The sequence below is a fragment of the Propionivibrio soli genome (assembly GCF_025770765.1).
GTDB lineage: Bacteria > Pseudomonadota > Gammaproteobacteria > Burkholderiales > Rhodocyclaceae > Propionivibrio > Propionivibrio soli.
Genome location: NZ_JANZKY010000001.1, coordinates 280,150 through 305,111 on the forward strand (window position 1 = coordinate 280,150; position 24,962 = coordinate 305,111).

The following is a 24,962-nucleotide window of genomic DNA, read 5'->3' on the forward strand; positions in this document are numbered from 1 at the left end:
GATGAAAACGCGCTGCCCCATCTGCGAGACCGTTTTCCGCATCACGCCGGAACAGTTGAAAGCCCGTGCGGGCAACGTTCGTTGCGGGCAATGCCAGACCGTCTTCAACGCGCTCGACACGCTGCTTGAGAACGAGACTACCGAGCATGGGGCGACGTCGGCGGTTCAGGTAGCAAGCCCGCAGGCGTCCGCACTGCAGACCGCGCGGCCGCCTAAGACGAAGTTCGAACAGGATTACGACAGAATCCTCGACTCCTTCCACGTCGACCGAATGGAGGGAGAGTCTGGCCTCGACAAGAAGCAGGTCGAATCCCTCGTACCAGACACCAACGCAGACCTCGACCGCGGCCTTGCGGGAACTGATTTCCGTGAGGAGCCAATGTCCACGGCTCCTTACATCGGCGAACACCCGACACTCCCGGATGGCGAAGAAATCGCAACCGAAAGCGTCTCGCCCCCTCCTCCGGACCAAGAGGGGGATTCGGGACATGAGATGGGAAAAGCCGCCGGGCTGATCCTGCCGCGTGAAACGACCGAGATTCCCGGGTACAGCAAATGGGCGGAAGGTGTCGTCACCCCGTCGTCCATCCCTGGCGATGCATTGTCGCCGCGCTGGCCATTCGCGCTCGCGGCGATTCTGCTGGTGCTGGTGCTCGCCGGCCAGCTTGCTTTCCATTTTCGGGGAGAGCTCGCCGTCTCGGCGCCGGTTCTACGGCCGCCTCTAGAGGCGTTCAGCCGCGTATTCGATGCCGACATCCCGCTGCCCACGCACGTCGAACTCGTCAGCATCGAGAACTCGGACCTGCAAGCCGACCCGGCGCGCGGCAACATGTTCGTGCTCAATGCCACCTTGCGCAATCGAGCTCGCTACGCGCAAGCGCTGCCTTCGCTGGAACTCTCGCTCACCGACACGCAGGACGCCGCCGTGGTTCGACGCGTTTTCAGGCCTGACGAATACTTGCCCAAGAGCCGCGATCACCGGGCTTTCCCAGGCAACTCCGACATCGCGGTGAGGCTGTGGATCGAGACGAAGGACGTCAGCGCGGCCGGTTACCGGCTGTACGTCTTCTACCCCTGATGGGTTGAACCGGAAATCAGCTTGCCAAGGGTTCGGTGGGTGCCCGGGCCGCGTTTTCCGCTTGTTATAATCCGCGATCTATCCTTTCCTGCGCTCACCCATGCCCACGCTAATCTGCGGCTCCGTCGCCTACGACAACATCATGGTCTTCCATGATCGTTTCAAGAATCACATTCTTCCCGAACAGATCCACATCCTCAACGTGGCGTTCCTTGTCCCGGAAATGCGGCGCGAATTCGGCGGGTGCGCGGGTAATATCGCCTACAGCTTGAAGTTGCTCGGTGGCGATCCGTTGATCATGGCGACCGTTGGTGACGACGCCGCGGCGTATCTCGACCGCCTCGATCACCTCGGCCTGCCGCGTACGCACGTGCGTCATGTAGCCGGAACCTTCACGGCACAGGCGTTCATCACCACCGACCTCGACGACAACCAGATTACCGCCTTCCATCCGGGTGCCATGACTTTTTCGCACCTGAACAGCGTCGCTGATGCCACGAACGCCACCCTCGGCATCGTCGCCCCCGATGGTCGCGACGGCATGCTCAAGCACGCACGCGACATGGCGGCGGCCGGCATACCCTTCATTTTCGATCCCGGTCAGGGGCTACCGATGTTCGATGGCAATGACCTCATGGAATTCATGCACCTCGCGCGCTACGCCTGTTTCAACGACTACGAGGCGAAACTCGCTAGCGAGCGTACGGGTCGGTCACTCGAGCAGCTCGCAAACGAGGTCGAGGTGCTGATCGTCACGCGCGGTGGCGAGGGCTCGCACATGTACGTGCGTGGCGAGAAACTGGAGATTCCGTGCGTAGCCGCCGACGATCTCGTCGACCCAACAGGTTGTGGCGACGCCTATCGCGCCGGCCTGCTCTACGGTATCGCCGAGGGCTGGGACTGGCAAAAAACAGGTCGCCTCGCCGCCGTGATGGGAGCGATCAAGATCGGCCACCGAGGCGGTCAGAACCATACCCCGACGCGCGCCGACATCGCCCGCCGGTACGTTGCGGCCTTCGGCGAATCGCCTTGGTAAGAAGGTAGGGCACCGCCTCTTAGCCATGATTCTGACTCCTTGCGCGAGGACGGTGGGCAAGCGACGTGTCCGAAGCGCCGCGATGCGATGAACGCGCCCGGCCCCACCCCCTACCTGACTCGCACCTACCGTTGCGTACGACTGGCCTGTCACTTCGCGTGGCTCGGCCTCGGTGCGGCCCTCGTTTATCCCTTCGTCAAAGACGCCCGCCGCAGGCGGCTGAAACAGCGCTGGTCGCGGCAGATTCTCGACATTCTTGCCATCCGTCTGAACGCCGACATGGCCGAAACACCCCCGGGATGCCTGATCGTCGCCAACCACATTTCCTGGCTGGACATTTTCGCCATCAACTCGGTCCGACCGGCAGCCTTCATTTCCAAGAGCGAGGTCCGGCAGTGGTTCTTTGTCGGCTGGCTGGCGGCACGTAACGATACGGTCTTCCTGCGCCGGGGCAGCCGCGGCCACGCACGTACGGTAAATTCGGAAATCGACAACCGGCTAAACGCGGGCCGGGATGTTGCGGTATTCCCGGAAGGAGCAACGACGGATGGCACTGGCCTGCTCGGTTTCCATGCCGCCTTGCTGCAGCCGGCGATCGAGACGGGTCGCCCGATCCTGCCCTTGGCACTCTCGTACCACGACGCGGGCGGAAAACGGACCACCGCGGCGTCGTTCGCTGGCGATATCCCCTTGCTCGCGTGTTTCGCCAATATCCTCGCCTGTCGTACGCTGACCGTACGTATTCAAGCAGCGCCGATCATCGACACCCAGAACAGAACGCGACGCGAACTCTCGCAACTGGCCCACGCGGCCATCGAGGAGCGGCTCACCAGTTGCGCACTTCCTTAGTCGAACACGGCACCTGGAGTATCTCCCGGTCCTCAAGCCGAATCGCGGTCAACGAGCCTCCCCACAGACAGCCCGAATCGATCGCCAACAGGTTCGGGAAAACCTTCAGGCCAAGCGCCGACCAATGACCGGTGATCAACACCCTGTCGGCACTCCGGCGCCCGGGCACTCGGAACCACGGGACGAGGCCATCGGGTGCGTCGGCGAGACCGCCCTTCGGCCGAAAGTCCATGACGCCTTGCGGCGTGCAGAAGCGCATACGGGTCATTGCGTTAACGATCACCCGCAGACGTTCCCAGCCCGTCAGCTCATCGCTCCATGCCGCCGGCTCGCTGCCCCACATGTGGGCGAGAAAAGTCGTCCAGTTATCCGCTTGCAGGGCCGCTTCCACCTCAGCGGAGAGTGCCCTGGCCTTGTCGACGGTCCACTGCGGCAGGAGCCCCGCATGAACGAGACAGTAACCATTTTCCACGTGGCATAGCGGCTGTCGGCGCAGCCAGTCCAGCAGTTCGTCGCAGTCGGGAGCCAGCAGCACATCGTCGAAGGTATCGCTCGCGTGCCGTTTGCCGAACCCTTTCGCGGCCATCAGCAGTGAGAGGTCGTGATTGCCGAGGACGGTAACCGCCGCCTTGCCGCAGCCCCTCACGAAGCGCAACGTTTCCAGCGAACGCGGCCCCCGGTTGACGAGATCGCCGACTAGCCACAGCCGGTCAGCGGCTGGATCGAACCGACAGCGCTCAAGCAAGCGGGAAAAGGAGTCGAAACACCCTTGAATGTCGCCGATCGCGTACGTTGCCATGCGATTCTCAGGCGCTCGCCTCGTTCCTCTGCCAATTCCAGGCGTCGGCACACATAGCGTCGATGCCCAGCTTGGCGGACCAGCCGAGCAGTTGGCGAGCCAACGCCGGGTCCGCATAACAGGCTGCCACGTCGCCCGGGCGGCGCGGGACGATGGCATACGGGACCGGGCGCCCGCTGGCCTTCTCGAATGCACGCACCATGTCGAGGACCGAGTACCCGCAACCGGTTCCCAGATTGACGGTAAGCAGGCCGGGCTGGCGGGCGAGGTAATCGAGTGCCGCCACGTGGCCCTCGGCAAGATCCACGACGTGGATGTAGTCGCGGACGCCGGTACCGTCAGGCGTCGGATAATCACCGCCGAAAACGCTCAGCCGCTCGCGTTTGCCGACCGCGACCTGGGCGACATAGGGCATGAGGTTATTCGGTATTCCATTCGGCGATTCGCCGATCAGTCCGCTCGGATGCGCTCCGACCGGGTTGAAGTAGCGCAGCCTAGCGATCCGCCATTCGGCATCGGCCTTGGCAAGATCGGCAAGAATGTCCTCGATTATCAGCTTGCTGGCGCCATACGGATTAGTGGCCGAGCGCGGGAAGTCTTCGCGAATCGGTACCGAAGCCGGATCGCCATACACGGTCGCCGACGAACTGAAGATAAGGATTTTCGTCCCTGCTTCTGCCATCACCTCGCACAACGAAAGCGCGCCGCCGACGTTGCAATCGTAGTAACGCAACGGCTGCGCAACTGATTCGCCAACGGCTTTCAACCCGGCGAAGTGAATGACGCCGTCGATCCGTTTCCCCGCAAAGATAGAGCGCAGCAGCGGGCGATCGCGTACGTCGCCCTCGAAAAATGCCGGGCGTTTGCCGGCGATCCGCTCGATGCGGTCGAGCACTTCACGACGGCTGTTGGAGAGGTCGTCGATCACAGTCACTTCATGGCCGGCAGCAAGCAGCGCGACGCAGGCGTGAGAACCGATATAGCCGGTTCCTCCGGTTACGAGGATATGCACTTTTTTATTCTCCACGTTCAAGAAATTGGACCACAGGCCGAAGCAAGTGAAGGTTCATTGACCGATCCGCTCGTGCTACCCGATAAACTCGGTCAGCATGCGCTCGACGCCGACGCGCCACTCGGGCAGTACGAGGCCGAAGGCTTCGCGCAGCTTGCGCGTATCGAGACGAGAGTTATGCGGACGTTGCGCCGGCGTCGGGTAAGCGCTCGTCGTGATGGCTTCGATCGCATCGGGAGCGACACGTATGGGGCGGCCGGCGTGGCGCGCATAGTCGATCACGAAGCGCGCATAGCCGTGCCAGCTCGTCTCGCCACTCGCTGCAAGGTGATAGGTGCCGGAGAGCGCCGGCTGCACACTCGCCATACGTATCGCATGCGCCGTCACATCGGCGAGGAGTTCGGCTCCGGTCGGCGCACCGATCTGGTCATTAATGATTTTCAAGCTCTCGCGTTCCTCGGCCAGCCGCAACATGGTCTTGGCGAAGTTCGCGCCACGCGCCGCGTACACCCAGCTCGTGCGAAAGATTAAGTGTCGCGTGCAACGCGCCACCGCTTGCTCGCCCTCGAGCTTGGTGCGCCCATAGACACTGAGCGGCGCCGGCCGATCGTCCTCTTTCCATGGCCGGTCTCCGCTGCCGTCAAAGACATAATCGGTTGAATAGTGGATCAGCCAGGCCCCAAGTTTCTCCGCTTCGTCGGCCAGCACACCGGGGGCGAGGGCGTTGATCGTCCGTGCCAGATCGGCCTGGCTCTCCGCGCGGTCGACGGCGGTATAAGCAGCGGCGTTGACGATGACATCCGGCGCTACCCGGCACACGGTTTCCGCCAGCGCGGCGAGATTCGAGAAGTCGCCGCACAGTTCGGTGCTATCGCTATCAAGAGCAATCAGATCGCCGAGCGGCGCCAAGCTCCGCTGCAGCTCCCAGCCGACTTGCCCGCCCTTGCCGAAAAGCAGGATCTTCAAGCGTCTCTCCCGCTGTAGTTCTTCTCGACCCACTCCCGGTACGCCCCGGTCTGCACGTTGTTGATCCAGGCGGCATTGTCGAGATACCAGTGCACGGTCTTGCGAATGCCGGTGGCGAACGTCTCCGCCGGCCGCCAGCCCAGTTCGCGCTCTATCTTCGATGCGTCGATCGCATAGCGGCGATCGTGCCCGGGCCGATCGGCCACGTAGGTAATCTGCTCGCGATACGAGCGGCCATCGGCATGGGGACGCAGCTCGTCGAGCAGACCGCAGATCGCATGCACGATGTCGAGGTTCGGTTTTTCGTTCCAGCCGCCTACGTTGTAGGTCTCGCCGATCTGGCCGCCCGCGAGAACCGTACGAATGGCGCTACAGTGGTCGCCGACGTACAGCCAGTCACGGATCTGCTGACCGTCGCCGTAAACCGGCAACGGCTTGCCCGCGAGCGCATTGACGATCATGAGCGGAATCAGCTTCTCGGGAAACTGGTAGGGGCCGTAGTTGTTCGAGCAGTTGGTCGTCAGTACCGGTAGGCCGTAAGTGTGATGGTAGGCGCGCACCAAGTGGTCCGAAGCGGCTTTCGAGGCTGAGTAGGGGCTGTTCGGTTCGAACCGGTTCGTCTCACTGAACGCCGGGTCTTCCGCCTTGAGCGAGCCGTAAACCTCGTCGGTGGACACATGCAGGAAACGGAATTTCGCCTTCTCCGCCTCGCTCATGGCCGCGTAATACGCGCGCACATTCTCGAGCAGGTTGAACGTACCGACAATGTTCGTCTGAATGAATTCGCCGGGGCCATGGATGGAACGGTCGACGTGGCTTTCGGCGGCGAAATTGATTACGGCGCGTGGCCGATGGCGCGAGAGGAGTTCGCCCACCAGCGACTTGTCGCCGATGTCTCCCTGCACGAAGGCATAGCGTGGGTCACCGCTTAACTCGGCGAGGTTCTCTCGGTTGCCTGCGTAAGTGAGTTTGTCGAGATTGAGGACCGGCTCGTCGTTCTCGCGCAGCCAGTCGAGGATGAAGTTGGCTCCAATGAAGCCCGCACCGCCGGTTACCAGAATCAAAGCGCTTCCTTTCGTTTGGGGGATGACCGCTCGTCGGGGCGACCGGTTCAACGCGAGGGGATGCTGCCTTTATAATGCTGCCTTTTCCTACCGCAGGTATTTTACCCGTCGATGCGCATCCTGTTGGTCAAAACGTCGTCGCTCGGCGACGTCATCCACAACTTGCCCGTCGTACGCGACCTGCGCCGCAGCCTGCCCGAAGTCACCGACATCGACTGGTGCGTCGAGGAAGGGTTCGCCGACATTCCCCGTCTTCATCCAGAGGTTTCGGACGTCATTCCCGTCGCTGTTCGACGCTGGCGGAAGTCGCTTGGGAGCTTATCCACGTGGCGCGAAATCGCCGCATTCCGGCATCGGATAGTGGACTCCGAATACGACGCGATCCTCGACACCCAAGGATTGTTCAAAAGCGCCTTGATTGCGCGCCAGGCGCGCGGCCTTCGCTATGGTTACGATGCGGCAGTCGCGCGTGAGCCGATCGCCGCCCGGTTTTACGACCGCACTTTCATCATCCCGCCGAACGCGCATGCGGTCGAACGCAACCGCTGGCTGGCGGCCGCCGCCTTCGACTACCCGGTAGATCTGCCGCTGGATTATGGGATCTCGGCACCGGACGCCGAATTGCCGTGGTTAGCACCCGCGCAGCGCCACGCCGTTTTGCTCACAGCAACGAGCCGCGACGACAAGCTGTGGAGTGAGGAGGCATGGACCAGCCTCACGCGTTGGCTAGTCGCGCGCGACATCGTGCCCGTGTTGCCGTCCGGCAGCGCGCAGGAGAAGCAACGGGCAGAGCGGATCGCCGCAACCGCGCCGGGTGCCATTGTTGCCCCGCCGCTTGACTTGCGCTCCCTGGCGGCGCTGCTCGGCAGATCACGGCTCGCCGTCGGCGTGGACACCGGTCTTGTGCATCTCGCCACAGCGCTGAACGTCCCGACGATTGCGATCTACGTCGCCACCGACCCCGCGCTGACGGGCGTGTACGGCACCGGCTTTTTCCGCAATCTCGGCACACGCGGCCGGCCCCCGCTAGCGGCGGAGGTCATCGCCGTCGCCGAACAGGAGCTTCGTTCATCATGATGCGTGTTCTGTACGCCCTCACCTTCTATCTCGCGCAGCCTCTCGTCTGGACTCGGCTGCTCTGGCGGGCTCGCAAGCAGCCCGAATACCTTCGCCATGTCGGCGAACGTTATGGTTTTCACCAGTCTCCGGCGCCCAGCCGGCTGATCTGGGTACATGTCGTGTCAGTGGGAGAAACGCGAGCCGCCGAACCGCTGATCAAGGCTTTGTTGAATACCTATCCGGACCACGACGTGCTGATGACGCACATGACGCCGACAGGGCGCGCGACCGGTGGGGAGTTGATCGCGAAATACGGCGGGCGTCTGCATCAGGCCTACTTGCCCTACGACCTACCCGACGCTTGCGGACGATTCCTCGACCATTTCAAACCCCGTCTGGGCCTGCTCATGGAGACCGAGTTATGGCCGAACCTCATTGCCGCCGCGGCTCGTCGCAATATCCCGGTATCGCTCGTCAATGCCCGCCTCTCGGCGAAATCGCAACGCGGTTACCTGCGCCTGTTGCCATTGATTCGCCCGGCGTTCGATGCCCTGCGCGCGGTCGCCGCGCAAACGCCGGCAGATGCTGAACGCCTGGTCGCCATCGGCGCTCAACGCGTCAGCGTTTTCGGTAATATCAAATTCGACGTGACACCAGCCCCCGAAAAGCTCGAGTTGGGAAAAGAATGGCGGCAGGCACTCGGCAACCGCCCGATCTGGCTGGCGGCAAGCACCCGCGAAGGCGAGGAGGCGCTGATTCTCGACGCTTTCTGCCGCCTCAATGAGCCCAGCCTGCTGCTGTTGCTCGTGCCGCGTCATCCGCAGCGTTTCAACGAGGCGGCCGCCCTTGTCGAGGAGAGGAAACTGAAGCTCTGTCGACGCAGCGCGGGCCCCTTGCCGACAGAGGACACGCAAGTCTGGCTCGGCGACAGCATGGGCGAGATGCCGGCGTATTTCGCCGTGGCCGATATCTCGATCATGGGCGGCACCCTGCTCCCCTTCGGCGGACAAAACCTCATCGAAGCAGCGGCTTGTGGTTGCCCTGTCCTCGTCGGCCCCCACACCTACAACTTCCTGCAGGCTTCGGAAGACGCCACGGCGTGCGGCGCCGCGCGTCGTATCGCGGATGCCGGGTCGGCGGCGGCGGAAGTGAAGAAGTTGCTCGCGGATGGAGCGGCGCTACAGCGGATGCGCGATGCCGCGACGGCCTTCACTCAGGCACATCGCGGCGCCACGGCTCGCACGATGGCCTTGGTGGCCGAAATCATGGCGCCTCGAACAGCGGGTTGATCTGTTCGAGGTCGGCCTCGCTCAGCGAACCGACGGCGGCCTTGAGCTTGAGTTGCGCAAGCAGCGTATCGGAACGCGCCTTAGCCAGGTCCCGCTGGGTGACGTAAACCTGATTTTCGGCATTGAGCACGTCGATATTGATGCGCACGCCTACTTCGTAGCCCAGCTTGTTTGATTCGAGGGCGCTCGTGCTCGATATCAACGCGGCCTTCAGCGCCTGAACCTGCGCCAGTCCATTCACCACCCCGAGAAACGACTGCTGCGCATTGAGCGCTGCCGTACGTCGGGCGTTCTCAAGCGATGCCAGCGCCGCGTTGCGATTAGCCGCCGCCTCACGGACTCGCGAGTTGACGTAGCCGCCCTGATAGATCGGGATGTTGAGTTGAAGGCCAATGTTCGCCGTACGCGTTTCGAGGTTGTCTTGCGAGGAATAGGACGTCTGCGAATTACTCTTGCCGTAGTTTGCCACCGCATCGAGCGTCGGGTAATGCCCGGCTCGCATGCGCTCGACTTCCTTCGCCGCGACCTCGCTCGCCGCCTGCTGGGCTTGCACGGTGAAGCTATCCCGCTCCGCCGATTCGACCCATTGCTCCATCCTCGCCGGCTGCGGCGGTCGAAGCTCGGCTTCCGTCTTGAGGCGGTTCAGTTCGCCGACGTCACGACCGACGATAAGCCGCAGTGCATGGCGTTTGACGTCAAGGTCGTTTTGCGCGGCGATTTCCTGCGCGGTCGCGAGGTCGAAACGGGATTGCGCTTCCTGCGAATCGGTGATCGTCGCCGTTCCCACCTCGAAGTTCTTTTTCGCCTGTTCAAGCTGCTGCGCAATCGCCTGTTTGTTGGCGCGAACGGCGCGCAGGCTTTCCGTGGCGTAGAGAACGTCGAAGTACGCCTGGGCCACGCGTAGGATCAGTTCCTGCGAGGCTTGGGCAAAATTGGCCTCGGCTTGCGCCACCTGCAGCAGCCCCTGGTCGTACTGCACCACGTTCTGCCAGCGGAACAACGGTTGCGTCAGATTGACGTTGTAACCGTCCGTGCCGTAGCTCTTGTTGATCGCCGGGCGGCTTTCGACCTGGTAACGGTTGTCATTCCGCACGGCATTGGCCGACGCGCTGACAGTCGGCAGCAACCCGGCCAGTCCTTGCGGAGCCTTTTCACGCCCTGCCTCGGCCGTGGCGCGCGCCGCCGCGTATTGCTGGTCGTTGCTCAACGCCTCGCGATACACCTGCACGATGTCCGCCCCCCATGCGGCATTCGCCGCCACAACTCCCGCCGCGAACAGTGAGAGCCAAATTGCGGAGGTCTTCAGGCGCATCGCGCGAACCCTGCGGAATCAGAAAACGAACTTCTTGCGCTGAACCGCGTTGGTAAGCGGCTCAGCCACAGTCTCAAGAACGTTGATTGTCGTAAACGTATTCTCGTCGGTACGCGTGATCGATTGCATCTGCATCGCTGGCGCTTCGCCGACGATCGCCACCAAACGACCACCGACCCGGAGTTGCTGCAGAAGATTTTCCGGGACCATCGGCAGCGAGGCGGAGACGACAATCGCATCGTAGGGAGCATATAAGGGCCAGCCCTGCGCCCCATCGCCAAGATCGACGCTGACATTGGCAACGCCGGCGCGCTGCAGATTGTTCCGCGCCGTGGCGACGAGGTCGGAATCGATTTCGACGGAATAGACGAACTCGGCCTTCGCCGCGAGCAGCGCCGCCATGTAGCCGCTGCCCGTACCGATTTCCAGGACTTTGTCGGTATTCTTGATGCCGAGTTCCTGCAGCATGCGGGCTTCGATCTTCGGCGCCAGCATCGTCTGATTGGGAGCGCCGTTACGTTTCAGGGGAATTTCGAGGTCGGCAAACGCCAGCTCCTTGTGCTCCGTGGGCGCGAACTCTTCGCGCTTCACCACCGCGAGCAGGTTCAGCACGTTGGGATCGAGCACCTCCCAGGGCCGGATCTGCTGCTGGATCATATTGAAACGCGCCTTTTCAATGTTCATCGTTGCGTCCGCCATATCGTCGTTCCCCGTCACAATACATTAGGCCGAGCTAATATTAAGTAGCGCGGCGACTCGCGATTATACCTTGCGCCGAGTACCGTCCGCATGCCGTCTCGGCGCGGCGCTCTCCGTAATTCCCGCCATGGTCTGCGCTGCAGCCCGGGAGTACCATCGGCGAGGAAGGTTGCAGTCTTTCGGCCAGGAGGCCAACAGAATGGAACGGAGCTTGGACCGTCGGCAACGCGGGGGGAGCGCAGCGCCCGGACCAGGGACGGAAATGGCCGCGGCAACCACGCATCTCCCGGGAACCAAGCGGTTCTTCCTGATGCAGTGGGTAACGCTGATCATCGCCTTCCTGATCCTTGCGGCTTTCGTCGCCGCATCGTTGCACACGGAGCGCAAGCGAATCCTCGCGAATGCGGAAGACCGCCTCGCGCTCGGCGCGAAATCGATCGCTTTCGCACTCGAACGACGCCTCGACTCGATCGACCGTGGTCTGCGGGATATCCGAGAAAACCTGCGCATCCTTCACCACCACGACGAGCGAGGCAGCCACATTGCGATGCAGCTCGCCTTCTTCCAGCGCGCGGTCGAGGGAGTCCGCTCGGCGATGATCATCGACGCGGACGGCGTTGTCGTTCTAGCCAGCGACCCACATCTGGTGGGGCGCGACTTAGCAAGCACCGCGCTATTTCGCGCGGCCCGAACACGGCCAAATAGTGCCGCAGCCGACTTCTCGGCGCCGGAGGCCATCGGCCAACGAACGCTTTCCGCCACGCTCTCGCATGCCATCGTCGAACCTGACGGGCGATTTGCCGGGCTCGTCGTCGCCGAACTCGATCTCGACGCGCTCGAACCCATCCTGGCAGCACTGCGCTATACGCCGGACGTCTCGGCGGGCTTAGTGCACCGCTCCGGCAAAACCCTTCTCTACGTGTCGTCCCCCGCCGTTCCGTCCGGTACCGACTTCTCCGCCCCGGATACTTTTTTTTCGCGGCACAGGCAAAGCGGCCGCGATGCGAGCTTACTTTCAGGCACATGCCAGGTGCTGCCCAATGAGCGCCTCGCTGCCGTACATACGGTACCTGCCTTGGCGCCGGATTCCGCCCCGCCGCTGGTGGCCATCGTCAGCCAGGAATACGACACCGTCCTCGCTCCTTGGCATACCGACCTGCGGAACCGCGCCGGCCTGCTCGGACTGTTGATCATTTCAGCCGTGGCCGCCCTCGCGGTCCACCAAAGACGGCAGCGACGCCTCGTGCAGATGACCCGGCAATACCAGGCTGACCGGCAGCACGCCGCCGAGCGCCTGCAGTTCGCCACCGAGGCGAGCGGCACCGGCATATGGGAACTCGACGTGCGCACAATGGCGCTCACCTGCGACGACACGATCTATCGCCTTTATGGACGTGAAAAGAAAGGCGTGGGTTCCGCCTACGCCACCTGGCGCGAGGATGTCCTGCCGGAAGATTTGCCTGCCGCTGAAGCGGCGCTGCAATACGCGATTCAGCATGGTGAGGACCTGGAGATGGTTTTCCGAGCCGTGCGCGGAGACGGCCAGGTTCGCGTCATGGAAGTACTCGCCCGCCTATTCAAGGACGAAAATGGCAAACCGTTGCGGCTTATCGGCGTCAATCGCGATATCACCCGGCAACGGCGTATCGAACAGTCGCTGCGGGAAAACAAGGATTTTCTGGTCGGCGTACTTGATTCTCTTGTTGAACACGTCGCCGTACTCGACGACAAGGGACACATCGTTGCCGTCAACCGGGCCTGGGTGGATTTCTCCGCCGAGAATGGCGGGCCCGGGCGAGCCGCCGACATCGTTGGCCACGACTATTTCGAGTTGCGCAATGCCTCTCCGGCAAGCGCTCAAGACGAAGACACAAGCCGCATCGGAAACGGCGTACGCGCCGTGTTGGCCGGCGAATGGGGCAGCTTCGCGGCGGAATACGAGAACAAAGCGGCCGACCGTCATCGCTGGTTCCACATCCAGGTCACGCCATTGCAAGGGGGAAAGCGGGGCGCCGTCATCGCCTTGGAAGACATCACCAACCGCAAACTCGCCGAGGAAGCCCGTCAGCGAGCGCAGCGCGTGACGCAACAGTTCCTCGACCACATGCCGGGGCTCGCCTATGTCAGGGACGAGAGCCATCGGTTCGTCCTTGCCAATAGGCAGTTCAAGACTTTGTTCGGCATCGACCCGAGCGACGCTATCGGCAAGACAAGCGAGGAGTTGTACCCGGAAGCGATGGGCCGAAAGGTTGCGGCGGACGACCGCCGAGTACTGCGTACAGGCCGCAGCGCCGTTATCGACGATCATTTCTTTGGGCGCCATTACGAGTCCAACAAATTCGTTATCGAGGACGACTCAGGGAAACGCCTGCTCGGCGGGATTACGCTCGATGTCACGCAGCGCCGGAAGCATTCGGAACGGCAGGACGCGCTGCTGGCGCTGAGCGAGCTAGGCGGCACGGTACCCGAGCATGAGTTCCTCCATCGCGGGCTTGAGATGGCGGTTCGCCTGACAGAAAGCCAGGCGGGCTTCGCCTGCTTTGTAGACGAATCTCAGGAAGGCCTTGAATTCGTCGCAGCCACCTGGTTGACGGACGATGATCTCGATCGTCTGGAATGGCGCCGTCGGATCGACGAAGCCGGCGCGTGGGCGCAAGCCGCCAAAACCGGTAACGCCGCCGTCTTCAATCGCGCCCCGGATGGACCGGCGTCTGCCTTGCCCCCTGAATGCCCGGCCATGGAGCGATTGATCGCCATTCCGGTGGCCGAGCAGAACCGAGTCCGAGCGGTGCTCTGTATCGGCGGTAAAGCGGCGGACTACGACGACTTCGACTGCGCCTCGGCCCAACTCATCGGTAACGACCTGTGGCGCATCGTGCACCGCATCCGGGCGGAAGTTGCCTTGCAGCAGAAGGTCGACGAGCTGGTATCCCTCAACGCGCGACTCGACGAAACGAACAACCGACTGCTCCAATCCGAGAAGCTGGCCGCCATCGGGCAATTGGCCGCCGGCGTGGCGCACGAGATAAACAACCCGATTGGCTATGTTTCGTCGAACTTGAACTCGCTCACCGGCTACGTAGCCGATCTGCTGGCGATCGACGAGGTGTACGGCGAGATCGAGGCACGTTATGGCGTCTCGATGCCCCGCGCTTTCGAACGCGTACATCAACTCAAGGCGGAAGCCGACCACGGATTCATCGTTAGCGACATTCGGCATTTGCTCGACGAGTCGCGAGAGGGGCTCGCCCGCGTGCGGCAGATCGTGTCCGATTTGAAAGACTTCTCGCGCATCGGCGCGACGGGTTGGGAATGGGTGGACCTCCACGCCGGTCTGGAGAGCACGCTCAACATCGTCTGGAACGAGATCAAATACAAAGCCGAAGTCGACCGACAATACGGCGAACTACCGCCCGTGCGCTGCATTCCGTCGCAGATCAACCAAGTGTTCCTGAATCTGCTGACGAATGCCGCGCAGTCGATCGAAGGGCACGGCCGCATCGTCTTGCGTAGTGCCTGCGAAGGCCGTACCGTATGGATCGAGATCGAAGACAATGGCTGCGGAATCGCGCCGGAAAGCCTGGAACATATCTTCGAGCCGTTCTATACGACGAAGCCCGTCGGTAGCGGAACCGGCCTGGGATTATCGCTTTCCTGGAGTATCGTGCAGCGTCATCAAGGGAAAATCGAGGCGCGCTCGGTCCTTGGCCGAGGAAGCGTGTTTCGCGTTACGTTGCCGATCGATCCGCAGCCGGCCGACGAGACTCAAGTCGAGACAGCATCATGAACGATACGAATGAGAAGGTGGCGACGCTCCTCCTTGTCGACGACGAACCCAGCATTTTGTCGTCGCTGCGCCGGGTGCTCCGTCCCGCTGGATACGCCGTGCGTACGGCGGAAAGCGGCGCCGCAGGACTTGCGCTGCTCGAGCAGGAGCCAGTCGACCTCGTGGTCTCCGACATGCGTATGCCGGAAATGGACGGCGCGAAATTTCTCGAACAGGTCCGCAAGCGGTGGCCGGACACGATGCGCATCCTCCTGACCGGCTACGCCGATGTGAATTCGACGATCGACGCAATCAACCGGGGCGAGATCTACCGTTATGTATCCAAGCCGTGGGACGACAACGACCTTTTGCTCGTCGTGCGCGACGCGTTGGAGACGGCGCGGCTGCGGAGCGAAAATGCCCGCCTCCTGGCTCTCACGCAAGCGCAGAACGAGGAACTCAAGGACCTAAACGGCCATCTCGAAGACAAGGTTCGGCAACGCACCGCCGAAATCGAGCAGATCAACAGCTTCCTCAATCTGGCGAACGATAAGCTGAAGCAGAATTTCCTCGTCTCGATCAAGATGTTCTCCAACCTGATGGAGTTGCGAGGCGGGGCCATGGCGGGCCACTCGCGCCGCGTTGCCGACCTGTCGCGGCGTCTCGCGGCCCGTCTCGGGGTACCCACCAAGGAACAGCAGGACATCTTCTTCGCCGCTTTGTTGCACGACATCGGCAAGATCGGCTTCCCAGACAGCCTGCTCGCCCGCCCCGTGTCGCGAATGAGCGGCGACGAATTGGGCCGCTATCGCAGGCACACCATCTCCGGCGAATCGGCGCTGATGCCGCTCGACGAGCTGAAGGAGGTATCCCTGATCGTGCGTGCTCATCACGAACGTTTCGACGGTCAAGGATTCCCGGATGGTCTGCAAGGCCTCGGCATCCCTTTCGGCGCGCGCATTCTCGCCGTAGTGAACGACTACGACAGTCTGCAGATCGGTACGCTGGCCGAAAAGCGCATGGGTCCCGACGAAGCGAAGACGATGGTCGCCAAGTCGCGCGGCAAGCGATATGACCCGCAGGTTGTGGACACCTTCATCGAACTGCTCGGCGGCCTGGCGCACGAAGTGGTGCGCGAACGCGCCGTCTCGTACCCCGATCTCAAGGTCGGCATGGTGCTGGCTCGCGACCTCGTCAGCCGCGACGGCGTTCTCCTGCTCGCCGCGGATTTCGTGCTCGACGTCTCGCTGATCAAACAGATCCAGGACTACGCGCGCAGAGAAAACCACGCGATAACGGTCTACATCCGAACGGACAAGGGAAGGGAATGAACGTGGGACAAGGCCGGCTGGGCAGCGGACGCTGTTTTTCAACACCGATTCTTGGAGGTGCGGAATGGACCGAGTAATGATCGTCGACGACGACGAGTCGATTCTCAACGCTTTGCGCCGACTGCTGCACATAACGCCGTGCTTGTCCGGCGGCAAGCTCTTCAAACTGACGGTCGACACCTTCAGCTCGCCGGAGGCTGCGTTGGAGAAGGCCCGCCACACGGCGTACGCTCTCGTCATCTCTGATTATCGGATGCCGACGATGAACGGCGTGCAGTTTCTGAAAAAATTCCGCGATATCCAACCGGACGCCGCGCGGCTCATCCTCTCGGGCTATGCTGATCTGAACGGGCTGATCCGGGCAATCAACGACGTCGGCATTGTGCGCTTCGTCTCCAAACCCTGGAACGATTATGAGTTCGTATCCACGCTGGGCCAGGTGCTCGCGCTACGCGAGCTGACTCTCGAAAATCAGCGGCTCGCCGATGAGATGCGCTTGTCGAAGGGCGATCTGTCGCCAGAGGAGTTTGAACGGAAACGCCTTGAGGAAGCCGAGCCGGGGATCACCAAGGTGCACTGGGGGCCTGACGGCTCGGTGTTGCTCGACGAATCGTTGCTGGATCGGCCCTAGGCGGCGTCGGGTCCTCGTAGCCGAACTGTGAATGGATAGCGAACTGAATCGGAGGTGCGGCTTGAGCAAGGTCGACGACGAACAGGCACTTTTCGATACGCTCGAATGCCCGGTGTTGCGCGTCGACACGACGATGGTGCTCATGTTCGCCAATCGGTTCGCGCGCCGCTGGATGGCAAATGGTGACGATCCGGTAGGTCAGTCGCTGGCCGCCCTCGTTCCGCCCGACGCTGGAGACAACAATTTCGTCGAGTCGATACGCGAGCGCCTGGTGGCGCGCGACAGCCGCCCCATTCGCGGCACATGGCGGGGAACGGATGGGAACCCGCGGTGCGCGGTTTGGTCGCTGGGCTTTGCCGCCTCGACCGAAAGCCAGACCGAAGTCGTCCTGATCGGTGCGGTGTGCGACAAAGACTCGGATAAACCAGAAGACAACGCGAACCCAAGCGGCGGCAAAACCGGGCAGGCATTTGCCGACCTCATGCTGTGCACCGTTGCGGACGGTTTCGCGGCCCCGATTCTCGTGACGGCCGCCGACCAGACGATTCTCTATGCCAATGCCGCTGTTCTGAACGAAACAGGCTATTCGGCCGCCGAGGTGCTCGGCCGCACGCCCGCCTTGTTCAAGTCCGGGCAGACCGGCGAAGAGACGTATCACAGCCTGTGTACGGCGCTCGAATCGGGATACACCTGGAAGGGCGATTTCATCAACCAGCGCAAGGACGGCTCCCAATTCGTCCAGCGCATGACGATCGCCGCCGTGCGCGGCGATGACGGCGCCATCCGTTACTACTTTGCAGTCGGCGATACGGCGGCTACACCTCAAGGTGGTAGCCCCCGCGTCGAGAATCTCCTGGCTTATGATCCGCTGACCGGCCTGCCCAACCGTGGCGCCTTTTTGCGCACGCTCGTCGACGCCCTTGATGACGCACCGTTGACCGGCGGCAACATTACCGTCCTGCACATCGACATCGACGACTTCTTCGTCGTCAGCGACGCGCTTGGCACGGCGGAGGCGGACAACGTGATCGCGGCCATCGGCGAGCGCATCGCCGGTGTGTTGCGGCAAGCGGATATCCTGGCGCACCTGGGCGACGACAAATTCTCCATCCTGCTCGATCCGCGAACGCCGGGAGCCGAGAACGATGCGCGGGAAGTGGCGGCGCGGATACTCGAGGCCGTCCGCGAGCCCCTCGTCTGCGCGGGCCGGACGAACACGATGACCGCCTCGGTAGGCATCGCCGCGTATCCCGCCGATGGCGAGGATGCCAGTACGCTGCTGAGCCACGCGATGAATGCCACGGAGCGGGCAAAGACCGCCGGCGGCAACGAAGTCCGGCGCTTCGACGCGGTTGCCGCAAGCAGCGTCAGCGGACAGAGGGAACTTCTCCACGACCTTGCCCGCGCCATTGAGCACGGCGAACTGGTGCTCCACTACCAGCCGCAGGTGAGCCTTTTTTCCGGCAGTGTCATCGGTCTCGAAGCGCTGGTGCGCTGGCAGCATCCCGATCGCGGAATGGTCCCGCCCGGCCAGTTCATTCCACTCGCCGAACACTCCTACCACATCATTCACATTGGCGAATGGGTACTGCACGAGGCCTGCCGGCAAATGCGGGTTTGGATGGACTCCGGACTCCCTCCGCTCAAGGTCGCCGTCAATCTCGGCGCGCGACATTTCCGCATCCCCGACCTGCACTCGCGGGTCGCCGGCACGCTGGCCAAGCACGATATCGAGCCCGGGTTCCTCGAAATCGAAATTACCGAGGGCGTGATGATGCACGAGGTCCAGGCGACCGTGCGCAGTACCGCCCAATTGAAGCAACTCGGCGTGCGTATATCGCTCGACGATTTCGGAACCGGCTACTCGTCGCTCGCCTACCTGTCGCGGTACCCGATAGACGTCGTCAAGATCGACCAGTCTTTCGTCCGCGACGTAACGACCAACCCGGTCAACGCGGCGATCACGCAGGCGATCATCGCCATGTCACACAAACTGGGAAAGGTGGTTCTCGCGGAAGGCGTCGAAACCGAAGAACAGATGCATTACCTGCGCCGCAACGAGTGCGACGAAATGCAGGGTTACCTGTTCTCACGGCCAGTGCCCGCTGAAGACGTCGGGCGTCTACTGCGCGACGGCGCTGCAATGCGGCTTTCGGGACAGCAGGATGCCGAGAAACGGAGCACCGTCCTCTTCCTGGACGACGAACCGAACATTCTCACTTCGCTAAAGCGTACGCTCCGGCGGGAAGGCTACGATATCCTGACCGCCGAAACGGCCACCGACGCCTTCAGTCTGTTGGCCTGCAACGAAGTGCAGGTGATCATCTCGGACCAGCGCATGCCCGAGATGAACGGCACGGAGTTCCTCGCTCGCGTAAAGAATCTCTACCCGCAAACGGTGCGCATGGTGCTTTCCGGGTACTCCGAGATATCGACGGTGACCGATTCGATCAACAAGGGCGCGGTCTACCGTTTCATGCTCAAGCCGTGGGACGACGAGAAGCTGAAGGCGGAGATCACCGGCGCCTTGCGGCACTGGCGCGAACTCTACGGAGAGAAGAATTGAGCAAGGCGGAAGAAATCATCGCCTCGGCGCGCGTGCTCGTCGTCGACGACGATCCCATTCTGCGCACGCAGCTCAAGCACTTGGCCGGGCGCTTCGTCTCGGAGGTGCGGGTCGCCGCCGACGGCGCCGAAGGACTCGACATCTGGCGCGAATGGCGCCCGAACGTGACGATCACCGACATCTTCATGCCGCGCATGACCGGCTTGGACATGACGACGGCAATCAAGAGCGAAGACCCGGATGCACAGATTATCGTCATCACGTCGGACCAGGACGGCGACAGCCTGCGCCAGGCACTGAGCATTGGCGTCGAGCGCTACATCACCAAGCCAGTGGACGCACACCTGCTCGCCGATGCGATCGCGAAATGCGTACGCGATCAACAGCAGATCGAGGAACTGCGGCTTACCCGACAGGTCGCCGCGCTCACCGAGGCGCTGCAGCAACAATTGCAGGAAAAACAGCAAGCCGAGGATGCCCTGCGCAAGGAAAAGGCCGAGCAGCTGGTTCTGATCGAACGCCTGGAAGAAGCGCACAATCAATTGCTGCAATCCGAGAAGATGGCTTCGATCGGCCAGCTCGCGGCGGGCGTCGCCCACGAGATCAACAACCCGGTCGGGTTCGTCAACGCCAATCTTGGCGCACTGCAAAAGTATGTCGACGAACTCCTGCGCCTCCTCTCGCTGTATGAAAAGTGCGAAGGCGAGCTGAGCGATGTCAGCCGTTCTGCCCTACTCGACCTCAAACGCCAGATCGACATCGACTATCTGCGCGAGGACATCGACGCGCTGATGAGTGAATCGCTCGGCGGCCTGCAGCGCGTACGGCGCATCGTGCAGGACTTGAAGGACTTCTCCCACGTCAGCAGCACCGAGATGCAGTTCGCGAGTCTCGAGCAGGGAATGGAAAGCACCCTAAACGTCGTCTGGAACGAATTGAAGTACAAGGCGCAGGTGGTCAAGGAATACGGGCAACTGCCGGAAGTCGAGTGCATACCGTCGCAGATGAACCAGGTGTTCATGAACCTGCTCGTCAACGCGGCGCAGGCGATTCCCGAACAGGGACGCATCACGATCCGCACGAAGCAGCAAGGCGACACCGCATGCATCGAAGTCAGCGACACCGGCGCCGGGATTCCGGCGAAGATTCTCAACCGGATCTTCGATCCCTTCTTCACCACCAAGCCCGTGGGCAGCGGAACGGGCCTCGGCTTATCGATCGCGCACGGCATCGTACGCAAGCACCACGGGCGGATCGAGGTTGAAAGCGAGCCGGGCAAGGGAACCACGTTCCGCATCCTGATTCCGCTCCGGCAAAAGGCTCCGGCCGCTGCGGGCTGAAACGCCAGCATGTTTTGCCTGCGTGGCCCTTGCGCCCCTCCAGCCGGCAGGAGGCAATAAGCGCTCTCCCCAGCTACGGCTGGGGGAGGATCGATCGGCAGCCAGTAGGCGGCTCGACCGCCGTTTACGCCTCGATGCTTGGCGCCAGACACTCCATGACGACGGGGTGTTTGAGAAAGGCGAGCCACGATGCTTCGAGCTGCGAAAGCAGACGTACGGCAGCGTCGACCTTGCCGCGAATCGCCGCCTGTTCGATCTCGAATGCCGCCGCATTGATTTCCGAGGCACAGAGATTGGCCGCGGCGCCTTTGATGAAATGTGCGGCAGCGCGTATGGCCGCCGCATCTCCGCCAGCGATCGCATCCTTGAGTTTCTCGATGTCCCCCGGCGTATTGGCGAGAAACATGCGCAGCAGCGTCGCGACAAGCTCGCGGTCGCCCATCATCAATTCGAGCAGCTGTTCGTAGCGGAACGTCGTTTCCAGGTCTGCAGTGGCCGACGCAGGTGGCGGCGGTTCTGTGTTTGGTACCGGGTCTGCGGCATTAAGGAGCCACCGATCGAGACAGGGACCCAGCTTGTCGATGGCGATGGGCTTCGTCAGGTAATCGTCCATCCCGGCTTCGAGGCATTTTTCGCGGTCGCCACTCAATGCGTGCGCCGTCATGGCGACGATCGGCGTCTTGACGCCGAGTTCGCGCAGACGACGCGTCGCCGCGTACCCGTCCATCTTCGGCATCTGGCAATCCATTAGAATCAGATCGTACGCGGCAGCGGTACCGGCATTTACGGCCTGCTCGCCGTCGAGCGCCTTATCGATCGTGGCATAGCCGAGCTTCGCCAGAACACCCTGCATGACCATCATGTTGACCGGGTTGTCTTCCACGACGAGCAGCCGCGCGTCGCGCTTGGCCGTTTCGGCCAGCGTACGGGCGGTAATGATCGGCGTCTGTCCCGGCCTCTCTGCAGGGCAGAGAATGCGCACAAGGCAGTCGACAAGAAACGATCGGCGCACCGGCTTGTGCAGGTAAGCCGCAAAGCCGAGTTTCTCGAAGCGCTTCGCATCGCCGCGAAATCCGGCCGACACGCACAGAACGAGGGCAACACCAGCGTTGGCCGGACTGGCCAGAACTTGACGGCCGAATGTCTCGCCGTCGTCGCCCGGCATGGCCATGTCGACAAAGATGCATCGATACGGCTTTCCCTCCTCACGCGCCGAAGTGACGAGTTCCAGCGCACCGACGGCACCCGTCGCCTCATCGACGCAAAACCCCCAAAGGCGTAGCAGCGCCGCGAGTCCCTTGAGGGTCACGGGGTTGTCGTCGACGACGAGAATCCGCGCCCCCGTCTGATCACGCAGGCGCTCGAGTTCGGGTAGCGACGCCGCTTCTTGATTCGCCTGACGCCGGAGAATCACATTGAGCTTGAACGTGGTACCGGCGTTTTGCTCGCTCTCCACGCCGATCTCCCCGCCCATCAAGTCGACCAGCTGTTTCGTGATCGCCAAGCCCAAACCGGTGCCTCCGTATTTGCGCGTGGTCGATGTGTCGGCCTGCTCGAAGGGCGCGAAGATCTTCCCGAGATGGGCCGCCGCGATTCCGATGCCAGTGTCCTTGACCTCGATGTTCAGGCTGACTCGCCCGTCGCGTTCGACACCGCGAGTGACGATGAGAGAAATCGTTCCGGATGCTGTGAACTTCAGTGAGTTGCCGATCAGGTTCGTGAGTATCTGCCGGAGCCGGCCGGGATCGCCGCGCAATTGTGTCGGCACTTCGGGGTCGAGACTCCACGCGAACTCAAGGCCTTTCTCCGCCGCACGCAGGCCATTGAGATCCGCAATGTCCTCGAGCAGCGTGAGCAGGTCGAAATCGATCGACTCCAGCGTCAGCTTGCGCGCCTCGATTTTGGACAAGTCGAGAATATCGTTGATGATTGACAGGAGCGCGTCGGAACTCGAACGGATGATCTCCAGGTAGCGCCGTTGATCCGCGTCGAGTCGCGTGTCGAGCATCAACGTCGTCATGCCGACGACGCCGTTCATCGGCGTCCGGATCTCGTGCGACATCATCGCCAGAAAGTCTGCCTTGGCACGGTTGGCCGATTCCGCCTTCTCGCGCGCGGCGATCAAATCCTGCTCGATGCGGATACGCTCGGTAATGTCATTGAATCCGAATACGCGGCCGATGATGCGTTCGCCCAGGTACTGCGGCAACGACTTGCATTCGAAGACGCGTCCGTCGGCCAGCGTGAGAAGGTCGTCCGTATCGTGGTCGTCGACGATCTCGCGCAGCCGACGGCGGAAGGGCTCGCCATTCTCAACCTGATCGACCATGAAGTCGAAAATTGCTTCGTCGTCCTGGCGCAGCAGCAATTCCTCGGGGATTCGCCACATCTTGCTGAAGAGGCGGTTCATGCTGGCGATCCGACCCTGCCAGCCGATAACGAGAATGCCGTTGCCGGTCGATTCCAGCGTCGCGCGCAATTGAGACGTGGTCTGAGCGAGGTCTTCCTCGATCTGCAACTCTTCGTGCGATTCCCTCGCTTGCACCAGAAGCCAGCGTTTCCCGTCCTGCTCCAGCGCCTTCACCGATTTGGTCACCGTGCGCATCGAGCCGTCCGAGCACAGGTAAAGCCCTTCCTGCGATTCGATGTTCGAATACTGGCCGCCGCGCACCTCTTCCCAATAAAAAACGTCCTGCAATGCGCTTTCGACGTCGATGATCGTTTTTCCTAGCAGTTCCTCTTCGGAATAGCCCAGGGTTTGCACCGCGATCCGATTGGCGACGACGATCGCCAGCGTTTCCGGCTCGACGAGCAGGATCATCTGCTCCGTGTTGTCGAGCAACAGGCGTTCGAGCGTCATCATTTCTTAGCGGGATCCTTGTCGCCGGCTCGCGCGTCGAAGTAATAGCTGACCTGCTTGCGCGGACTCAGGTAGTTGTAGATTTCACGCGGCAATTGTGCCGGCCGGATCGCCTTGGCGATATTCACATCCCCTTCAGTCTCCATGTCGACGAGGATGGCCTCGTCCTTGGGGATGTCGGGATCGTAGGCCACCACCATGGGTTTCATCGGCTTCGCGGTGTTGATCGTGGCCACCATGCCGATCACCCCATTCGACAGCTGCACGATCGTCCCCGGCGGATAGACGCCCAGGCAACGCACGAAGACTTGCAGGAGTTTCGGGTCGAACTTGGCGCGCAGCTTGGCAAACATCGTTGCCAGCGCCTCGTGCGGCGTCAGCGCGTTGGCCACGTTTACCGGATTGCACAGGCGATCGTAGTAGTTGGGGATCGCCACGATACGGGAGATCAGGCTGATGGCGTCGCCCTTCAATCCTCGTGGATAGCCGCTCCCGTCGTACATCTCGTGATGTTCGCGAATGATCGCCAGCGTCGTCGGCGGGAAGTGCAAGCGCTGTCCCATATCCACGCCATACTGGCAGTGCTGCTCGTAGTAGTTCTTCTCGGCCTGCGTGAGCGGTTCGAGTTTCATCAGGATCTTAGCCGGGATTTCCCGCAACCCGACGTCATGGAACAACGCCCCAGTGCCCAGGGCGCGAAAGACTTCCTGCGGCAGTTTGATATCGCGCGCCATCATCAGCGAAAGCATGGTGACGTTGAGCGAGTGGAAGTAGAGTTCCTCGCCTCCAACTCGGTCTCCCATGACGTGGATCGCCAGTTCCGGGGCGGAGAGGATCGAGTCGGCGATCTGCTCGACCAGGACATTCGCCTGCTTGATCGTTTCGGCTGGGTTGCTGAGCAGGTTCTTTTCGACGTTATGAATCGTCTTTGCCGTATCGACGAAAGCGCCTTCGATACGCGCCGCCGCTTCGCGCTGCACTTTGATCTTTTCGATCAATGCGCGTTTCGCGGCGAGCGCTGGATGCTCTTTCAAGACGGGCTCCGCCGGCTTGTCTTCCTCGGCGGTTGCCGCCCCCTCTGGTGGGGGGCGCGCATCGCTACGGGCTGGGTCGTAACGGACCTTGCGCAAACCCAGTCCACGGATTACCTGGATCTGCTCTTCGTCCTTGATCTTGAAGTTGTTGAACGCGAACGGGTGCTCGAACCACTTCAGGTCGAGATAGACATACAGGCCGATCCGCAACTGGTCGACCGTCACGTAGGAATTGTTCGAATCTCCCATTTCCGCGCACACCTGCCCTGTC

General features: G+C 62.0%; 18 protein-coding genes. 10 read left to right on the top strand and 8 right to left on the bottom strand.

Annotated elements, in window-relative coordinates; translation table 11 throughout:
- Window position 1 precedes the first annotated feature (1 nt).
- The 3 genes from NZ453_RS01275 (at window position 2) to NZ453_RS01285 (ending at window position 2,963) form a co-directional block, all read left to right on the top strand.
- Window positions 2–1,078, top strand: coding sequence for a DUF3426 domain-containing protein (locus NZ453_RS01275; RefSeq protein ID WP_263768458.1), 1,077 nt, complete (start codon window positions 2–4; stop codon window positions 1,076–1,078).
- Between the two features lie 100 nt (window positions 1,079–1,178).
- The gene (locus NZ453_RS01280; RefSeq protein ID WP_263768459.1) at window positions 1,179–2,114 is read left to right on the top strand and encodes a carbohydrate kinase family protein; all 936 of its coding nucleotides are present in this window, start codon (window positions 1,179–1,181) and stop codon (window positions 2,112–2,114) included.
- Between the two features lie 87 nt (window positions 2,115–2,201).
- Entirely contained in the window at window positions 2,202–2,963 is a 762-nt protein-coding gene (locus tag NZ453_RS01285; RefSeq protein ID WP_263768460.1) for a lysophospholipid acyltransferase family protein, read from the top strand.
- Here the strand turns inward: NZ453_RS01285 and NZ453_RS01290 are convergent.
- From NZ453_RS01290 to rfbB, 4 genes are all read right to left on the bottom strand, one after another.
- Window positions 2,941–3,762, bottom strand: coding sequence for a symmetrical bis(5'-nucleosyl)-tetraphosphatase (locus NZ453_RS01290; RefSeq protein ID WP_263768461.1), 822 nt, complete (start codon window positions 3,760–3,762; stop codon window positions 2,941–2,943). The genes NZ453_RS01285 and NZ453_RS01290 overlap by 23 nt on opposite strands.
- A gap of 7 nt (window positions 3,763–3,769) precedes the next feature.
- Window positions 3,770–4,774 (bottom strand): UDP-glucose 4-epimerase GalE, encoded by a 1,005-nt coding sequence (gene galE, locus NZ453_RS01295; RefSeq protein ID WP_263768462.1) that lies wholly within the window; start codon window positions 4,772–4,774, stop codon window positions 3,770–3,772.
- A gap of 75 nt (window positions 4,775–4,849) precedes the next feature.
- Window positions 4,850–5,740 (bottom strand): dTDP-4-dehydrorhamnose reductase, encoded by an 891-nt coding sequence (gene rfbD / locus NZ453_RS01300; protein ID WP_263768463.1) that lies wholly within the window; start codon window positions 5,738–5,740, stop codon window positions 4,850–4,852.
- Window positions 5,737–6,804 carry a dTDP-glucose 4,6-dehydratase gene (gene rfbB, locus NZ453_RS01305; RefSeq protein WP_263768464.1) on the bottom strand — a complete coding sequence of 356 codons (1,068 nt, stop codon included), beginning with the start codon at window positions 6,802–6,804 and terminating at the stop codon, window positions 5,737–5,739. The genes rfbD and rfbB overlap by 4 nt, the downstream gene beginning before the upstream one ends.
- 111 nt (window positions 6,805–6,915) lie before the next feature.
- Here rfbB and waaC point away from each other — a divergent pair, with 111 nt between their 5' ends.
- Window positions 6,916–7,881 carry a lipopolysaccharide heptosyltransferase I gene (gene waaC, locus NZ453_RS01310; protein ID WP_263768465.1) on the top strand — a complete coding sequence of 322 codons (966 nt, stop codon included), beginning with the start codon at window positions 6,916–6,918 and terminating at the stop codon, window positions 7,879–7,881.
- Window positions 7,878–9,152 carry a lipid IV(A) 3-deoxy-D-manno-octulosonic acid transferase gene (waaA, locus tag NZ453_RS01315; protein ID WP_275983003.1) on the top strand — a complete coding sequence of 425 codons (1,275 nt, stop codon included), beginning with the start codon at window positions 7,878–7,880 and terminating at the stop codon, window positions 9,150–9,152. Before waaC ends, waaA begins: the two co-directional genes overlap by 4 nt.
- Here waaA and NZ453_RS01320 read toward each other — a convergent pair.
- Window positions 9,127–10,464 carry a TolC family outer membrane protein gene (locus tag NZ453_RS01320; RefSeq protein WP_263768466.1) on the bottom strand — a complete coding sequence of 446 codons (1,338 nt, stop codon included), beginning with the start codon at window positions 10,462–10,464 and terminating at the stop codon, window positions 9,127–9,129. The two genes, waaA and NZ453_RS01320, sit on opposite strands and share 26 nt — an antisense overlap.
- An 18-nt stretch (window positions 10,465–10,482) precedes the next feature.
- Entirely contained in the window at window positions 10,483–11,148 is a 666-nt protein-coding gene (locus tag NZ453_RS01325) for a protein-L-isoaspartate O-methyltransferase family protein (protein WP_263768467.1), read from the bottom strand.
- A 214-nt stretch (window positions 11,149–11,362) separates the two neighbouring features.
- Between NZ453_RS01325 and NZ453_RS01330 the strand changes: the two genes are divergently transcribed.
- The 5 genes from NZ453_RS01330 to NZ453_RS01350 all read left to right on the top strand — a co-directional run bounded on the left by NZ453_RS01330 (window position 11,363) and on the right by NZ453_RS01350 (window position 20,797).
- The gene (locus tag NZ453_RS01330) at window positions 11,363–14,950 is read left to right on the top strand and encodes a PAS domain-containing protein (protein ID WP_263768468.1); all 3,588 of its coding nucleotides are present in this window, start codon (window positions 11,363–11,365) and stop codon (window positions 14,948–14,950) included.
- Window positions 14,947–16,260, top strand: coding sequence for a response regulator c-di-GMP phosphodiesterase, NosR family (gene nosR, locus NZ453_RS01335; RefSeq protein WP_263768469.1), 1,314 nt, complete (start codon window positions 14,947–14,949; stop codon window positions 16,258–16,260). Before NZ453_RS01330 ends, nosR begins: the two co-directional genes overlap by 4 nt.
- 64 nt (window positions 16,261–16,324) lie before the next feature.
- Entirely contained in the window at window positions 16,325–16,891 is a 567-nt protein-coding gene (locus tag NZ453_RS01340) for a response regulator (RefSeq protein ID WP_263768470.1), read from the top strand.
- A 61-nt stretch (window positions 16,892–16,952) separates the two neighbouring features.
- Window positions 16,953–19,457 (top strand): EAL domain-containing protein, encoded by a 2,505-nt coding sequence (locus tag NZ453_RS01345; protein ID WP_263768471.1) that lies wholly within the window; start codon window positions 16,953–16,955, stop codon window positions 19,455–19,457.
- Window positions 19,454–20,797, top strand: a complete 1,344-nt coding sequence (locus tag NZ453_RS01350) for an ATP-binding protein (protein WP_263768472.1) — start codon at window positions 19,454–19,456, stop codon at window positions 20,795–20,797. The genes NZ453_RS01345 and NZ453_RS01350 overlap by 4 nt, the downstream gene beginning before the upstream one ends.
- A gap of 124 nt (window positions 20,798–20,921) precedes the next feature.
- Here NZ453_RS01350 and NZ453_RS01355 read toward each other — a convergent pair whose 3' ends face one another.
- Both NZ453_RS01355 and NZ453_RS01360 read right to left on the bottom strand, forming a co-directional pair.
- Window positions 20,922–23,660 (bottom strand): hybrid sensor histidine kinase/response regulator, encoded by a 2,739-nt coding sequence (locus NZ453_RS01355; protein ID WP_263768473.1) that lies wholly within the window; start codon window positions 23,658–23,660, stop codon window positions 20,922–20,924.
- Window positions 23,657–24,940 carry a cyclic di-GMP phosphodiesterase gene (locus tag NZ453_RS01360; RefSeq protein ID WP_263768474.1) on the bottom strand — a complete coding sequence of 428 codons (1,284 nt, stop codon included), beginning with the start codon at window positions 24,938–24,940 and terminating at the stop codon, window positions 23,657–23,659. The genes NZ453_RS01355 and NZ453_RS01360 overlap by 4 nt, the downstream gene beginning before the upstream one ends.
- Window positions 24,941–24,962: the final 22 nt, after the last annotated feature.

Coding starts and splice junctions, on each gene's coding strand:
- NZ453_RS01330 (WP_263768468.1), top strand. CDS start 11,363: ATGGAACGGAGCTTGGACCGTCGGCAACGCGGGGGGAGCGCAGCGCCC.
- nosR (WP_263768469.1), top strand. CDS start 14,947: ATGAACGATACGAATGAGAAGGTGGCGACGCTCCTCCTTGTCGACGAC.
- NZ453_RS01360 (WP_263768474.1), bottom strand. CDS start 24,940: ATGGGAGATTCGAACAATTCCTACGTGACGGTCGACCAGTTGCGGATC.
- NZ453_RS01285 (WP_263768460.1), top strand. CDS start 2,202: ATGAACGCGCCCGGCCCCACCCCCTACCTGACTCGCACCTACCGTTGC.
- NZ453_RS01340 (WP_263768470.1), top strand. CDS start 16,325: ATGGACCGAGTAATGATCGTCGACGACGACGAGTCGATTCTCAACGCT.
- NZ453_RS01275 (WP_263768458.1), top strand. CDS start 2: ATGAAAACGCGCTGCCCCATCTGCGAGACCGTTTTCCGCATCACGCCG.
- waaC (WP_263768465.1), top strand. CDS start 6,916: ATGCGCATCCTGTTGGTCAAAACGTCGTCGCTCGGCGACGTCATCCAC.
- NZ453_RS01320 (WP_263768466.1), bottom strand. CDS start 10,464: ATGCGCCTGAAGACCTCCGCAATTTGGCTCTCACTGTTCGCGGCGGGA.
- NZ453_RS01355 (WP_263768473.1), bottom strand. CDS start 23,660: ATGATGACGCTCGAACGCCTGTTGCTCGACAACACGGAGCAGATGATC.
- NZ453_RS01290 (WP_263768461.1), bottom strand. CDS start 3,762: ATGGCAACGTACGCGATCGGCGACATTCAAGGGTGTTTCGACTCCTTT.
- waaA (WP_275983003.1), top strand. CDS start 7,878: ATGATGCGTGTTCTGTACGCCCTCACCTTCTATCTCGCGCAGCCTCTC.
- NZ453_RS01280 (WP_263768459.1), top strand. CDS start 1,179: ATGCCCACGCTAATCTGCGGCTCCGTCGCCTACGACAACATCATGGTC.
- NZ453_RS01325 (WP_263768467.1), bottom strand. CDS start 11,148: ATGAACATTGAAAAGGCGCGTTTCAATATGATCCAGCAGCAGATCCGG.